Source organism: Pseudomonas lini (genome assembly GCF_964063345.1).
Lineage (GTDB): Bacteria > Pseudomonadota > Gammaproteobacteria > Pseudomonadales > Pseudomonadaceae > Aquipseudomonas > Aquipseudomonas lini_B.
The window spans coordinates 5,560,838-5,574,345 of record NZ_OZ061318.1 but is presented as its reverse complement, the minus strand read 5'-3'; the positions used below and the strand labels follow the sequence as shown (position 1 = coordinate 5,574,345).

Genomic DNA, 13,508 nt, shown 5'->3' with positions numbered 1-13,508 from the left:
TTTACCGCACCATCCCTCCGGCTCCCGGGCCGTCAATAAATGCAGTACGTAAAAGGGAGAGTCCTCATGTCGGGAACTACTCTACTGATCAACCTCGCAGGCTCCATCGCCCTGTTGCTGTGGGGCACTCACATGATTTCTTCGGCATTGTTGCGCGGCTTCGGCACGCCATTGCGCCAGTGGCTGGGCCACAACCTGAATAACCGCTGGATGGCTTTGTTGTCCGGCGTCGGCATCACCGGCGTCCTGCAAAGCAGCACCGCCGTCAGCCTGATGGCAACTTCGTTCACCGCCGCCGGGACGTTGGGACTGGCGCCGGCACTGGCAGTGATGCTCGGCGCCAACATCGGTTCGACTTTGGTGGTGCAACTGCTCAGCGCCGATGTGTCGATGCTCACACCCATTGTTTTGCTGACGGGCCTGATCGTCTTTCGGCTGCGTGATGACTCGCGCTACGAAAGCGTCGGTTGCGCGTTGATCGGCCTGGGGCTGATGCTGCTGGCCCTGCACATGCTCGGTTCGACGCTGGCGGAAGTCGAAGGCACGCCAATCTTCCAGCTCATCATGCAGAGCCTCGATGGCGATTTGCTGATTGCACTGCTGGTGGCGCTGATCCTCACCTGGCTCTGCCACTCCAGTGTGGCCGTGGTGCTGTTGATCGTCTCGTTGGCCGCGACCGGCATGCTCTCGGCCAGCACGATTGTCGCGCTGGTATTGGGGGTGAACATCGGCGGTGCGCTGCCTTCGGTCATCAACGCCGGTTCGAGCGTCGGCCGACGCCTGCCGCTGGGCAATCTGCTGGTGCGGGCGGTCGGTGCCCTGGTGGTCTTGCCGTTTGCCGGGTTGCTCGCTCAGGTGCCGCTCGCGCCTTCGATACTGGTGGTGTGTCTGCACACCGGTTTCAATCTGCTGCTGGGGTTGGTGTTCATCGGCTTGACCGACGTGCTCGCCAATGCCCTCACCCGCTTGCTGCCGGCGCCTGAGCGGGATGTCGACCCTGGCATGCCGCACTACCTGGATGAGGCCGGTCTGGAAGTAGCCAACATCGGCTTGTCGAATGCCGCCCGCGAAGCCTTGCGCATGGCTGACATGCTCTCGACCATGCTCGGCCGGATGCTCCAGCTGTTCCACACATCGCAACTGGTCTGCGCCGACGAAGTGCGGCGCATCGATCAATCCCTGGACCTGCTCAGCGCGGCGATTCGGGCTTATCTGGCCGACATCGGCAAGGAAGGCATCAGTGACAGCGATGCCGATCGCTCCCAGGAAATCCTTACCTTCGTGATCAACCTCGAACATGCCGCGGACATTCTTTCCAGCAGCCTCGCGCAGTTGGCCATGCGCCGCTTGCGCCGGGGTGAACAGTTCTCGGCCTTCGAACTGGGCAACATCGCCCCGCTGCACGACGCATTGCTGGAAAGTTTGAGCCTGGCAATCACCGTGTTCCTGCGCGAAGACATCGCCACCGCGCACCAACTGATTCATCGCAAGGAAACTGTCAGAAGACTCGAAGCAGAAGCCAGCCGCGCGCACTTTCGCCAGTTGCAGGAAGACAAAAATACCTGGGCGGAATCCGGCGACATTTTCCAGCGGGTGCTGCGTGATTACCGGCGTATGCATCACCACATCGCCGCGCTGGCGTATCCGCTGCTCGACCGTGCCGGTGAGCGCTCGATCGAGAACATCGACCAGGCAAAGGAAAACCCGTCATGCGCCTGCTGATCTGTGCCGGGCGTCATTACGCCGATAAACGTCTGTGCCGACGAGTACTCGACGCCTTCCAGCGCATGCACCCGGTGCGGGTGCTGATTCATGGCGGTAACCGCTTTCTGGGCGGCGAAATAGAAGAGTGGGCCCGGGAACAAGGCGCCGACATCGTGCGCTACCCGCCCAATTGGCAGCGACACGGCAAGTCAGCCGAACGTCTGCGCAACCACTTCATGCTGCTTGATAGCCGGCCGGACGTAGTGATCGCCCTGCCCGGCGGCGAAGACACTGAAGAACTGGTCGCCCAAGCCCGGGCGGCCGGTTTGCAAACCTTATCGGTTTCGATGTCGACGCGATCTGACGGGCGAGCGTGATCAGTGGCTGACGACCGGGGCTACCGTGCGGTTCTGAGCGGTCGCCTGTGCATATATCGAATCGGCAGGGAACTCCTGAGCGCTACCAGGCATCCTAAATTATGTGTTACTTCCTTTACGCTTTCGGAGGACGCCGTCATGCGCCGTCTGTTGCTCATATCTTCACTAGTGCTTTGTTTGCCCGTTGGTTCGGCCATGGCCGATGTAGATGCAAAAGATGTCGCCACTTCGGCCGGGGTCTCCGCATCGCTGTACTCGACGTTCAAGGATGACAAAATCGTGGTTCCAGCACGGGATGATGCCTCTAGCTTCGTGGCGAGTGGCGGTACGATTCGCGGCGTTTATCTGGAGTCGGTGTTGAAGGAAATTCGACAGAATCATCCCGACCTCAAGGCCAGCGACGAGGACCTGGCCAAAGCGATCCTCGCTCAATAAGGTCCATTCAGTCGCTGAAACCTCTAAAAGTCAGCCGTGGGGCTCGCAATACTGGATAGTGTTCGAGCCCTAGGTTGCTTGCGCCCCGGCGGACAGGCGCGCCCAGCTGGCGACCAATTGCGCGCTGATGCTGACACCGCCGCACACCACAATCACCACATCATGGGCCTCGGCAATCGCTGGATGGTCCAGGTACGCCACCGCCAATGAAACGCCGCACGCCGGCTCGACCAACTGACGCAGGTCGTTGGCGTAACGAACCACGCCCATGATCGCCTCATCATCGCTGAGCACCACGCATTCGTGCGCAAAGTCGAGGATGTGCTGCACCGGCCAGGCCGCCACCTGCGCCGCGCCAAGTGACGTGGCGACGGTATCGATGCGCGGCAATCTGACCGGGTGGCCAGCACTCACGGCGGCCGCAAAAGACGCTGCGCCCTGGGTTTCACAAGCAACGATTCGACAATCCATGCGCTGATGACGGATCAATCCAGTGAGCAGGCCCGCCAGTAAACCGCCGCCGCCCACCGACGTCACCAATACATCGACCTGAGGGCAGTCCTCGAGGATTTCATCGACCATGGTGCTGTGCCCTTCCCACAACACCGGATGATCGAAGGCTGGCACGTATTCGGTGTCCACACCCTTTGCGAGTTCTTTCGCCCGTTGATTGGCTTCGTCCCAGACCTTGCCGTGGACGATCACTTCGGCACCGGTTTTCCTGATCCTGTCGCGGGTGGTTTGCGGGGTGGTATTCGGCACCACGATGCAGGCTTTAAGCCCAAGGCTGGCGGCGGCCACGGCGGTGGCCAGCCCGGCGTTCCCCCCGGAAGGACAGACCACTTTGCGCTTGCCCTGCTCCGCCGCCTGACTGCACAGCAGCCCCATGCCGCGCAGTTTGAACGAGCCGCTGGGTTGCAGGTTTTCCAGCTTGAGCCAGATTCGCCGGGCCGGGGTCGACAGGCCTGGGTGCAGAATCAGGGGCGTTCTGATGTGAAGCATCGTGTGCTCCTTGTGGCGCTCCCGGCTCGTCGAGATTTTCAACGAGCCGGGAGTGAATAGATAGAAGCGTCCTTATCCAAAGCTTAGTTCACCCAGCCCCCCGGCTACCGTCCTGGCGATCACACGGCACCGCGTCGAATGACCGAACAACCGCGCAGGAGCTGCCGCAGGCTGCGATCTTTTGATTTTTGAGCGATATTGATAGGGGCAAAGTCAAAAGATCGTCCGAACGCGGCCCGAGCCTTCGGCAGCGCCTACATACCCTTTGCGAAGTCAGTCATGAAAATCTCGGCCAAACTCGCGTTTTTCACCCTCGTTAGCACCCTTGCCTACCTCGCGCTTGCGGTGTTCGGGCTGGGCGGGTTGACAGCTTTTTTCTCGCATCCGCCGCTGGTGGTCATTGCCCTGGCAACCGTGGTGATGGCGATCGTATCTTTGTTCAGCGAGGGCAACCTGAGCTCCGGCGAGCATGAAGACAGGGCCAATCGTTGGGTGTTGCCGGTCTTCGGGGTGATCGGATTGTTGAGTGGGTATCTGCCGGCCTACACCGACCGGATCGACTTCTGGACCTTCGGTGGCGAGGGCGTGCGTTGGCTCGGCGCGCTGTTGTTCATCGGCGGCGGCGCACTGCGGATGTGGCCGGTGTTTGTACTGGGCAAACGCTTCAGCGGCCTGGTGGCGATTCAGCCGGGGCACCGCCTGGTCACCGACGGGATTTATCGGACCTTGCGCAACCCCAGCTATCTGGGGCTGCTGATCAATGGCGTGGGTTGGGCGCTGGCCTTTCGTTCCGGGGTCGGGTTACTGCTGGTGGCGCTGATGTTGATCCCGCTGATCGCGCGCATTCGCTCCGAAGAAGCGCTATTACGCACGCAGTTTGGCAGTGAATACGAGGCTTATTGCAGCAGGACTTGGCGGTTGATTCCCGGGGTTTACTGACTCACATCAATCATTGTGGGAGCCGAGCTTGCTCGCGATGGGGCCGCTGCGGTCTGCCAAGGGATTATGTTGTCTGTGCCGACGCCATCGCGGGCAAGCCCAGCTCCCACAGGGGACGCGGTCGATCAGAAAGAATGCAGGCAGATTCGGCCATCGGCGTCCGCACGGGCCTCGACCAAGTCGTAGCTGGCCAGGGTCGTATGCGGAGTCTGGAGCGGATGAACGTGCGTCGCGGTGATGACCATGACGTTGGCACCCGCCGCTTCGCCTGCGCGAATACCGACGGCGGCGTCTTCGAAGATCAGGCAATCGCTAGGCTCGACCCCTAACCGACGAGCGGCCAGCCGATAGCCCGCAGGGTCGGGTTTACCGGCACTGACGTCTTCAGCGGTAACCATCACGTCAGGTTCGGGAATGCCTGCCGCCGCCATTCGGCGCAGGGCCAGTGCCCGTGGCGCCGAGGTGACGATGGCCCATTGGTTGGTGGGCAGCGACTTGAGGAAACTCGCCGCGCCGGCCACCTCGACAATCCCTTCCACATCCTCGATTTCCGCCTCGGTGATCCACGCGGCTTCTGCTTCAGCGTCCACCCCGGGCAAGGCCAGACGGGTAATGGTGTCGATGGCACGAACGCCGTGGATGGTCGGCAGGAAGGTTTCTACATCGACGCCGTGGCGCAAGGCCCAAGTGGTCCAGATCCGCTCGGCGGCAGCGATGGAATTGAGGACAGTTCCGTCCATATCGAACAGAAAGGCGCGGTACGAGGTGTTGAACACGGATGCTTGAACTGACAAAGGACGATTTCCAGAACCAGGCGAATGTTGTCAGGCAATGTACATCAGGCTGCGATCTTTTAATTCTCGCTTTATTAAAAGCAAAATCAAAAGATCGCAGCCTGCGGCAACTCCTACAGGGCCCGGTTCGGGTGTAAGGCGCTTTGCACACAATCGAGCAACTGCCCCACGACCCAAGGCTTCTTGATGAACGCAACCGGATGTTTGACCCCGGAACTCTTCGGGGTTTCGAAGCCGGACATGATCATGATCGGTTTGTCCGGCCAACGGTCGCCGAACTGATTGGCCAGGTCCGCGCCATTGAGCTTGCCCGGCATGGTGATGTCCGTCAGCAACAGTCCAACCTCCGGCGCATGCTGCTCCAGAAACTGCGACGCGGCGTCCGCGCTGACCTGTGCTTCAACCGCAAAGCCTTCCTCCTGAAGAATTTCGCAAAGAAACTCCAGGATCAACGGGTCATCCTCAACCACAAGAATCAATCCGTCAGACAAGTGCCCGCCCGCCGTCGATACTGGACCCATGACTGTGCCACTCCCTGATTACGTAAATGATTTGCGCGGGCTCAAATCCGCCACCTACAGGTATGAACAGCGGACTTCGCGGAAAATTCATTTTTGATACACCTGACGTGAACATTCTCCGTCCAGGCTGACAAATACGACCATTTGTCAGCGCTTAATTGTGGTTAAAATGCCGCCCCCCCCATGCATGGCCGACCTTGCCCGATGAACCCAGATGCCCTCTCCATCCTCCACGACCATTTGCTGACTGCGCTTGCGGCTGCGCCCGCAGAAACCCGCCGGCTGTTCCACGGCCGTGGCCGGTGCTGGCCGGGGCTGGAGCAATTGACTGTCGACTGGCTGCAGGGCGTGGTGCTGGTCTCGCTGTTCAAGGAGCCAGACCCTGCGCAACTGGAGGATTTGAAGCGGTTGCTGATGGAGATCACTCAGGCGCCGGAGTGGAAACAATCCAGTGCGCACACCTTGCTGCTGCAACATCGCTATCTGCTGCAAAGTACCACCGAATGGCTGCTCGGGGAGCCGATCGACGAGATGACGATCACTGAAGGCGGCCTGCATTATCGCGTGGACCTGGGCCGCAAACAGAACACCGGCCTGTTCCTCGACATGCGCTACGGCCGCGATTGGGTGCGTGCCAATGCCCAGGGCAAACGCGTGTTGAATCTGTTCGCCTATACCTGCTGCTTCTCGGTAGCGGCCATCGAGGGGGGCGCGTTGCATGTGGTCAATCTGGACATGTCCAGCCCGGCCCTGAGCCGTGGCCGCGACAATCACCGGCTCAACGGCCATGACCTGAGCAAGGTGAGTTTTCTCGGCCATGACCTGTTCAAGTCCTGGGGCAAGGTGATCGGCAAGGGTCCATACGACCTGGTCATCATCGACCCGCCGTCCTTTCAGAAAGGCAGTTTTCTGCTAACCAAGGACTATCAGCGCGTGCTGCGCCGCCTGCCGGAACTGCTCAGCCCTCAAGGCACGGTGCTGGCCTGCATGAACGATCCGGCTTTCGGTGCCGACTTTCTCATCGACGGAGTCACCCGCGAAGCGCCGAGCCTGCGGTTTGAGCAGCGGTTGGAAAATCCGCCGGAGTTTCCCGATGCCGATGTTGAGTGCGGGTTGAAGGCGTTGGTGTTCAGGCAGGGCTAGGAGCTATCGAAGCAGAATGTGAGAACTCCAACAGAGAACCGAACTACGCACTCGTACATAAATGCTGAAATGGCTCGACTACTGGAAGACTGCGATTTTTTGATGTTGATTCAACAGCAGGCAGGCTGGCCGGGGGGATTAGACTAATGGTACTTGAGCGCGAGCCTGCCGCTTCTTACGATGATAATACGTAGCGGTTGGAGGTTTAAGCCGTTGCGTAGGTGGTGAGTGAACTGAACCCCAATAAGCTCACCACTTGTTTCATGCGCATCTTGAGCCTCTGGGCTCTACTTCCTCCCCATCAAAGAGCTTTGAGGCTCTTTTTTTGTCTTTCAAAAAGCATCGGCACTGACCGGTCGGCAAAGGTGAATATCCTGAGCCGCGTCGCAGCGCCCGGATGCACCGAAAAGATCACGACCGATCACCTGCGCAGCTTCCAGATGAACCGTCGGCTCCTGAATTTCCGAGTCGAGCAACAGCTCGGACGTCACAACGCAGGCACCGCAATAATCGAAGATCCCATGGTCGATCTGCGTCTTCATGGCGTCGGCATAACCATGGCGTGCATAGGTTCCCGCGTCGGCGCCACCGACACCCACAAGGTGAACCCGCAGGTGGCGAAGCTTCTTCTCCAACTTGGCATCCGCACTGAAATCGAACGCCCAGCCATTGGCGAACACCCGATCGATCCAGCCTTTGAGCAGCGCCGGCATCGACCACCAATAAACCGGATAAACCAGCACCAGCGCATCGGCGCGATCAATCCTCGCCTGCTCGGCGGCAACATCGACGGGGGGCGGAGCTTCACGGTGATGGACGGCGAGATCGGCCGCGCCGAACCTCGGATCGAACCCTTGCGCCCAGAGGTCTGCGATTTCGAAAGAGTTGTCTGGATTGGCCCCGGATACGCCTTCGGCGACGTGCCTCGCGAGGCTATGGGTGAGCGACTGAGGGTCATGGTGAGCTACAACGATGAGTGCATGCATGTCGAAAACTCCTGCTACGGAATGAGTGATTGAGAGCTAGAGACGAGCCTTATATACTCTTGGTAAGTTACGACCAGTAAGCTACTTTTGGTACATAAGCATGTCAAGCACCGAAACACCTGAGCAGGATTCCAGCCCGCCACCGCGCCGCCGGATGTCGCGGGAAGAGCGCCAGCGCCAGTTGCTGGATGTCGCCTGGCAGCTGGTTCGAGAGGAAGGCACGGAAGCGTTGACCCTGGGCCGGCTCGCCGAGCAGGCGGGGGTAACCAAACCAGTGGTTTACGATCATTTCGCCACCCGCCCCGGGTTGCTGGCGGCGCTTTATCAGGAGTTCGACGCGCGTCAGACCGCACTCATGGACACCGCACTTCAAACCAGTGAACCGACCCTGTCCAGCAAGGCAATGGTTATCGCCTCATCTTATGTCGATTGCGTCCTTCTTCAGGGCCGCGAGATACCCGGCGTGATCGCGGCGTTGACCAGCTCGCCCGAGCTGGAAAAGATCAAGCGCGAGTACGAAGCGATCTTCATGGACAAGTGCCGCAGCGCCCTCCTCCCTTTCGCCGGAACGGGTGATATCGCGCCAGCGAGTCTTCGGGCGATGCTCGGTGCAGCGGAGGCGCTATCCCATGCCGCCGCGACCGAAGAGATCACACCCGTGCAGGCACAGGACGAACTTTTCGCAACGATCGTGGCGATGGTCGAAAGGAGCACACGCACTGGAGTCGGCCTCGAAATCTGAACGGCTGGCCCCGCCAGGACAGCAGCGTAATGCCACCTATACTCCAAACCACCTTCCCCCACGGGGGGCTGCGCTACCAACAATAAAAAGCAGAGGTGGAACATGGTCTGGCAGCAAATCTACGACCCCTTTGGCAACCCGTTGCTATCAACCATCATGGCGGCGGTGCCGGTGGTGGTGATGCTGGTCTCCCTGGCGTTTTTCCACATCAAGGCGCACCTGGCGGCGTTGTTGGCCCTGGGCTCGGCCTTGCTGATTGCGATTTTCGCCTTCGGCATGCCGGCGGACATGGCGGGCTCGGCCGCACTCTACGGCGCCGCCAACGGTCTGCTGCCGATTGGCTGGATCGTGCTCAACATCATTTTCCTGCACCGACTGACCACCGAGAACGGCTCGTTCAAAGTGCTGCAGGATTCCCTGGCGCGTATCACTGACGATCGACGCCTGCAACTGCTGCTGATTGCCTTCTGCTTCGGTGCGTTCTTCGAAGGAGCCGCCGGTTTCGGCACCCCCGTGGCGGTGACCGGGGCCATTCTGATCGGGCTGGGCTTTTCGCCCCTGGCCGCGTCTGGCCTGGCGTTGATCGCCAACACTGCGCCCGTGGCGTTCGGCGCCTTGGGCACGCCCATCATCACCTTGGCCAAAGTGACCGGCCTGGATGAAATGGAGCTGTCGATGATGGTCGGCCGGCAACTGCCGTTTTTCTCGGTGATCGTGCCGTTCTGGCTGATCTGGGCCTTCGCCGGCTGGCGCAAGATGCTGGAAATCTGGCCGGCTATCCTGGTCGCCGGAGTCAGTTTCGCCGTACCGCAATTCCTCGTCTCCAACTACCACGGGCCGATGCTGGTGGATGTAATCGCCGCGCTGATTTCCATGGCCTGCCTGACCGGTTTCCTCAAGGTCTGGAAACCAGCCACCGTGCATACCTCCGCCGCGTTGTCCGGCCGGGCCGACAACTCCACGGTGGAGGCGGACCCGGACGAGAAACCCAGCGCGACCTTTGCCCGCGACGCCAAACCCGCCGTCATGCGCGCATGGATGCCGTGGATCATCCTCACAGTCTTCGTCTTTGCCTGGGGCACTCAAAGCTTCAAAAACCTGTTTGATACCCGCCCGGTCATGGACCCGCAAACCCATTCGGCCAAGCTCGACCCCCAAGGCAAGCCGATGCGCGAGGCCAACCCGATCTTCGCCCCGACCTTGACCTTCGCCACAATTCACCAACAGATCGAAAAGGTCCCGCCCGTGGTACCCACGCCTAAAAAAGAGGACGCGATCTACAAGTTCACCTGGCTCACCAGCACCGGTAGCGGCATCTTGCTGGCGGCGATCCTTGGCGGGCTGCTGATGGGTTATTCGATCCCGCAGCTGCTGCACCAATACGTGCGAACGCTATGGGTGGTGCGTTACTCGCTCATCACCATTGTGGCCATGCTTGCCCTGGGCTTCCTGACCCGCTACTCGGGCCTCGACGCCACGATGGGTCTGGCCTTTGCCGCTACGGGCATTTTCTACCCCATGTTCGGCACGTTGCTCGGCTGGCTGGGCGTTGCGCTGACCGGCTCTGATACGGCCTCCAACGTGCTGTTCGGCGGCTTGCAACGGGTAACGGCCGAGCAATTGGGCCTGAGCCCGGTATTGATGGCCGCGGCCAACAGTTCCGGCGGGGTCATGGGCAAGATGGTCGACGCCCAGTCGATCGTGGTCGCCTCCACCGCCACCCGCTGGTACGGCCATGAAGGTGAAATCCTGCGCTACGTGTTTTTCCACTCTGTGGTGCTGGCGATTCTGGTCGGTGGGCTAGTGACGTTGCAGGCGTATGTGGCGCCGTTCAGCCATATGGTGGTGGGCGGGCATTAGTCGAGGCGACCGCTGTTAGCCATGGCCCGGGTTCACCACCCGGGCCATGGTTCAAGCCAGATAACCGTCGTTCACATCAGGCCCAAACTTGCGCATAGCAACTGTAGGCTAAGCTTTCAGCAGCTCATTGCTCACGATGCTCGATTCTGCAGGTTTTGGTTTGTTCTGGAGAGCGTCTGCAACAGCTATTTCAGACAGGCCCAAACCTTTCACGCAGGATTGACGTGATGACCGAGCCCCTCCTCAGCTTTGATGCACTCAAGCGCGCCGCTGCCGCAGGCGAAATCGATACCGTGTTGGTCTGCATGGTCGACATGCAAGGACGACTGGTCGGCAAGCGATTCCAGGTCGAGTTTTTCATCGACAGCGGCCACGAAGAAACCCATTGCTGCAATTACCTGCTGGCCGACGACATCGACATGGAACCGGTGCCGGGTTACGCCGCGGCCAGCTGGAGCAAAGGCTATGGCGATTTTGTTCTGAAACCCGACATGGCCACGCTGCGTCGCGTGCCTTGGCTGGAATGCACGGCGCTGGTGCTCTGTGACGTGCTCGATCATCACCACAGAAGGGACTTGCCACACAGCCCACGGGCGATCCTGAAAAAGCAGATCGAGCGCCTGCGCGAACGTGGCTATACCGGCATGTTCGCCTCGGAGCTGGAGTTCTATCTGTTCGACGAGAGTTACCAGGCTATCCACGAGCGTAACTACCACAAGCCGAAGACCGCCGGCCATTACATCGAGGATTACAACATCCTGCAGACCACCCGCGAGGAGCCGGTATTGCGGGCGATTCGCAAACATCTGCAGGCTTCTGGTATTCCGGTGGAAAACTCCAAGGGTGAATGGGGGCCGGGTCAGGAAGAGATCAACATCCGTTATGCCGACGCCCTGACCATGGCCGATCACCACGTGATCATCAAGCACGCCTGCAAAGAGATCGCGCAACTGCAGGGCAAGGCGATCACGTTCATGGCCAAGTGGCGCTATGACGCCGCCGGTTCCAGCAGCCATGTGCACAATTCGCTGTGGGACAAGAATGGTAAAAAATCACTTTTCTTCGATCCCAAGGCCGAGTTCGGCATGTCGAAACTAATGCGCTCCTGGGTGGCTGGGCAGCTCAAATACGCCAACGACATCACCTGTTTTCTCGCGCCCTACATCAATTCGTACAAGCGCTTTCAGGCTGGCACCTTCGCCCCGACGCGGGCCGTGTGGAGTCGGGACAATCGCACCGCAGGCTTTCGCTTGTGCGCGGAAGGCAGCAAGGCCATTCGCATCGAATGCCGCATCGGCGGTGCCGACCTCAACCCCTATCTGGCCTTCGCCGCTCTGATCGCTGCGGGCCTTGCCGGTATCGACGAAAAACTCAGCCTGGCGCCGCCCTTCGAAGGCGATGCCTACGTCGACGAGCACTTGCCTGAAGTGTCGAAAACCCTGCGCGAGGCCTGCGCTGCGCTCAAGGCGTCGAGCATGTTGCGCGAAGCGTTCGGTGATGAAGTGATCGACCACTACGTGCACACCGCTGAGTGGGAACAGAAAGAGTACGACCGGCGAATCACCGACTGGGAACTGCAGCGCGGCTTCGAGCGCTATTGAGCACGCCATGAGGACTACGAAGATTCAGCTCATCTCACCGGTCGATGGCCGGATCTATGTCGAGCGTCGGTGTGCCGATATGGCGCAGATCGATCAAGCGTTGGCCGACGCCGCAATCGCCCAGGTGCAATGGAAGCGCCGACCATTGAGTGAGCGCGCCGCGTTCTGCAGCGCTGCGGTGGACGCGATGCTGGCGATGAAAGACGAGATCGTGCCGGAACTGGCCTGGCAGATGGGCCGCCCGGTACGATTCGGCGCGGGTGAACTGCGCGGTTTCGAAGAACGTGCGCGACACATGATCGCCATTGCGCCTGAGGCGTTGGCGGCAATTGAACCTGCGCCTGCCGCCGGTTTTCGGCGCTGTATCAAACGTGAACCGCTGGGTACGGTGCTGGTCGTCGCCCCCTGGAATTACCCCTACCTGACGGCGGTGAATACGATCATTCCGGCGCTGATGGCCGGCAACAGCGTGATCCTCAAACACGCTTCGCAATCACTGCTAGTCGGCGAACGTTTCGCCGAGGCGTTTCGCCGCGCCAATCTGCCCGAAGGGCTATTCCAGAACCTGCTGCTTAGTCATCTTTATACCGCGGCGATCATTGTCTCTGAACGGGTGCAACAGGTTAACTTCACCGGTTCGGTCGACGGCGGCAAGGACATGCAAGCCGCCGCCATGGGCCGCTTCCTCGGCATGGGTCTGGAGCTTGGCGGCAAAGACCCCGCCTACGTCCGGGCAGACGCCAACCTTGAGCATGCGGTGGAAAACCTGGTGGACGGCAGTTTCTTCAACTCCGGGCAAAGCTGTTGCGCCGTCGAACGTATCTACGTCGATGAGAAAATTTACCCGGCCTTTGTCGAGCGCTTCGTCGCCTTGACCCGCCAATACGTACTCGGCAACCCGCTGGACGAAGCCACCACCCTCGGCCCGCTGGTCACACCGAGCGCTGCTGAATTCGTTCGCGGACAGATCGCCGATGCACTGGCACAAGGGGCCAAGGCGTTGATCGATCCAAAGGACTTTCCCGCCGACGTACCGGGCAGCGCCTACCTCGCGCCGCAGGTATTGGTGGACGTCACCCACCAAATGTCGGTGATGCGCGAGGAAAGCTTTGGCCCGGTGGTCGGCATCATGCCGGTGGCCAGCGACGACGAAGCCATCGCGTTGATGAACGACAGTGAGTTCGGGCTCAGCGCTTCCATCTGGACGCAAGACCTCGCCGCCGCCGAACGCATCGGTGACGAGATCGCCACCGGCACCGTATTCATGAACCGCTGCGATTATCTGGACCCGGCCCTGGCCTGGACCGGGGTGAAAAACAGCGGGCGCGGCGTAACGCTGTCGCGCCTTGGCTATGAACACCTGACCCGCGCGAAATCCTTCCATCTGCGCCACGAGATCTGAGC

At 60.3% G+C, this 13,508-nt stretch carries 13 protein-coding genes; 9 read left to right on the top strand and 4 right to left on the bottom strand.

Going from position 1 to position 13,508, the window contains the following annotated elements; translation table 11 throughout:
• Positions 1–66: 66 nt before the first annotated feature.
• The 3 genes from AB3226_RS25410 to AB3226_RS25400 all read left to right on the top strand — a co-directional run bounded on the left by AB3226_RS25410 (position 67) and on the right by AB3226_RS25400 (position 2,516).
• Positions 67–1,722 carry a Na/Pi cotransporter family protein gene (locus tag AB3226_RS25410; RefSeq protein WP_367375103.1) on the top strand — a complete coding sequence of 552 codons (1,656 nt, stop codon included), beginning with the start codon at positions 67–69 and terminating at the stop codon, positions 1,720–1,722.
• The gene (locus AB3226_RS25405) at positions 1,710–2,081 is read left to right on the top strand and encodes an SLOG family protein (protein ID WP_367375102.1); all 372 of its coding nucleotides are present in this window, start codon (positions 1,710–1,712) and stop codon (positions 2,079–2,081) included. The genes AB3226_RS25410 and AB3226_RS25405 overlap by 13 nt, the downstream gene beginning before the upstream one ends.
• A 138-nt stretch (positions 2,082–2,219) precedes the next feature.
• Positions 2,220–2,516, top strand: coding sequence for a DUF2388 domain-containing protein (locus AB3226_RS25400; RefSeq protein WP_367375101.1), 297 nt, complete (start codon positions 2,220–2,222; stop codon positions 2,514–2,516).
• 69 nt (positions 2,517–2,585) lie between these two features.
• Here the strand turns inward: AB3226_RS25400 and AB3226_RS25395 are convergent, their stop codons facing one another.
• On the bottom strand, positions 2,586–3,518 hold the full coding sequence (locus AB3226_RS25395; protein WP_367375100.1) for a pyridoxal-phosphate dependent enzyme: 933 nt from the start codon (positions 3,516–3,518) through the stop codon (positions 2,586–2,588).
• 279 nt (positions 3,519–3,797) lie between these two features.
• On the opposite strand from AB3226_RS25395, the gene AB3226_RS25390 reads away from it, so the two are divergent.
• Positions 3,798–4,457: an isoprenylcysteine carboxylmethyltransferase family protein gene (locus AB3226_RS25390; protein ID WP_367375099.1), complete on the top strand. Its 660-nt coding sequence runs from the start codon at positions 3,798–3,800 to the stop codon at positions 4,455–4,457.
• Between the two features lie 125 nt (positions 4,458–4,582).
• On the opposite strand, the gene AB3226_RS25385 is transcribed toward AB3226_RS25390, so the two are convergent.
• Positions 4,583–5,251 (bottom strand): HAD-IA family hydrolase, encoded by a 669-nt coding sequence (locus AB3226_RS25385; RefSeq protein ID WP_367375098.1) that lies wholly within the window; start codon positions 5,249–5,251, stop codon positions 4,583–4,585.
• 113 nt (positions 5,252–5,364) lie between these two features.
• On the bottom strand, positions 5,365–5,772 hold the full coding sequence (locus tag AB3226_RS25380) for a response regulator (protein WP_367375097.1): 408 nt from the start codon (positions 5,770–5,772) through the stop codon (positions 5,365–5,367).
• A gap of 204 nt (positions 5,773–5,976) precedes the next feature.
• Between AB3226_RS25380 and AB3226_RS25375 the strand changes: the two genes are divergently transcribed.
• Entirely contained in the window at positions 5,977–6,915 is a 939-nt protein-coding gene (locus AB3226_RS25375) for a class I SAM-dependent methyltransferase (RefSeq protein WP_367375096.1), read from the top strand.
• Positions 6,916–7,247: 332 nt separating this feature from the next.
• On the opposite strand, the gene AB3226_RS25370 is transcribed toward AB3226_RS25375, so the two are convergent.
• Positions 7,248–7,901 (bottom strand): NAD(P)H-dependent oxidoreductase, encoded by a 654-nt coding sequence (locus tag AB3226_RS25370; protein ID WP_367375095.1) that lies wholly within the window; start codon positions 7,899–7,901, stop codon positions 7,248–7,250.
• A gap of 100 nt (positions 7,902–8,001) precedes the next feature.
• On the opposite strand from AB3226_RS25370, the gene AB3226_RS25365 reads away from it, so the two are divergent.
• The 4 genes from AB3226_RS25365 (at position 8,002) to AB3226_RS25350 (ending at position 13,506) form a co-directional block, all read left to right on the top strand.
• On the top strand, positions 8,002–8,643 hold the full coding sequence (locus AB3226_RS25365) for a TetR/AcrR family transcriptional regulator (protein ID WP_367375094.1): 642 nt from the start codon (positions 8,002–8,004) through the stop codon (positions 8,641–8,643).
• A 102-nt stretch (positions 8,644–8,745) separates the two neighbouring features.
• Positions 8,746–10,503 (top strand): L-lactate permease, encoded by a 1,758-nt coding sequence (locus tag AB3226_RS25360; protein WP_367375093.1) that lies wholly within the window; start codon positions 8,746–8,748, stop codon positions 10,501–10,503.
• Between the two features lie 227 nt (positions 10,504–10,730).
• Positions 10,731–12,104: a glutamine synthetase family protein gene (locus tag AB3226_RS25355; RefSeq protein ID WP_367375092.1), complete on the top strand. Its 1,374-nt coding sequence runs from the start codon at positions 10,731–10,733 to the stop codon at positions 12,102–12,104.
• Positions 12,105–12,111: 7 nt separating this feature from the next.
• Entirely contained in the window at positions 12,112–13,506 is a 1,395-nt protein-coding gene (locus AB3226_RS25350; RefSeq protein WP_367375091.1) for an aldehyde dehydrogenase family protein, read from the top strand.
• The last annotated feature ends 2 nt before the right edge of the window (positions 13,507–13,508 follow it).

What these genes read in the sequence shown, in the direction of transcription:
- AB3226_RS25375 (WP_367375096.1), top strand. Translation starts at nt 5,977, where the DNA reads ATGAACCCAGATGCCCTCTCCATCCTCCACGACCATTTGCTGACTGCG.
- AB3226_RS25365 (WP_367375094.1), top strand. Translation starts at nt 8,002, where the DNA reads ATGTCAAGCACCGAAACACCTGAGCAGGATTCCAGCCCGCCACCGCGC.
- AB3226_RS25360 (WP_367375093.1), top strand. Translation starts at nt 8,746, where the DNA reads ATGGTCTGGCAGCAAATCTACGACCCCTTTGGCAACCCGTTGCTATCA.
- AB3226_RS25370 (WP_367375095.1), bottom strand. Translation starts at nt 7,901, where the DNA reads ATGCATGCACTCATCGTTGTAGCTCACCATGACCCTCAGTCGCTCACC.
- AB3226_RS25405 (WP_367375102.1), top strand. Translation starts at nt 1,710, where the DNA reads ATGCGCCTGCTGATCTGTGCCGGGCGTCATTACGCCGATAAACGTCTG.
- AB3226_RS25350 (WP_367375091.1), top strand. Translation starts at nt 12,112, where the DNA reads ATGAGGACTACGAAGATTCAGCTCATCTCACCGGTCGATGGCCGGATC.
- AB3226_RS25400 (WP_367375101.1), top strand. Translation starts at nt 2,220, where the DNA reads ATGCGCCGTCTGTTGCTCATATCTTCACTAGTGCTTTGTTTGCCCGTT.
- AB3226_RS25395 (WP_367375100.1), bottom strand. Translation starts at nt 3,518, where the DNA reads ATGCTTCACATCAGAACGCCCCTGATTCTGCACCCAGGCCTGTCGACC.
- AB3226_RS25410 (WP_367375103.1), top strand. Translation starts at nt 67, where the DNA reads ATGTCGGGAACTACTCTACTGATCAACCTCGCAGGCTCCATCGCCCTG.
- AB3226_RS25355 (WP_367375092.1), top strand. Translation starts at nt 10,731, where the DNA reads ATGACCGAGCCCCTCCTCAGCTTTGATGCACTCAAGCGCGCCGCTGCC.
- AB3226_RS25390 (WP_367375099.1), top strand. Translation starts at nt 3,798, where the DNA reads ATGAAAATCTCGGCCAAACTCGCGTTTTTCACCCTCGTTAGCACCCTT.
- AB3226_RS25380 (WP_367375097.1), bottom strand. Translation starts at nt 5,772, where the DNA reads ATGGGTCCAGTATCGACGGCGGGCGGGCACTTGTCTGACGGATTGATT.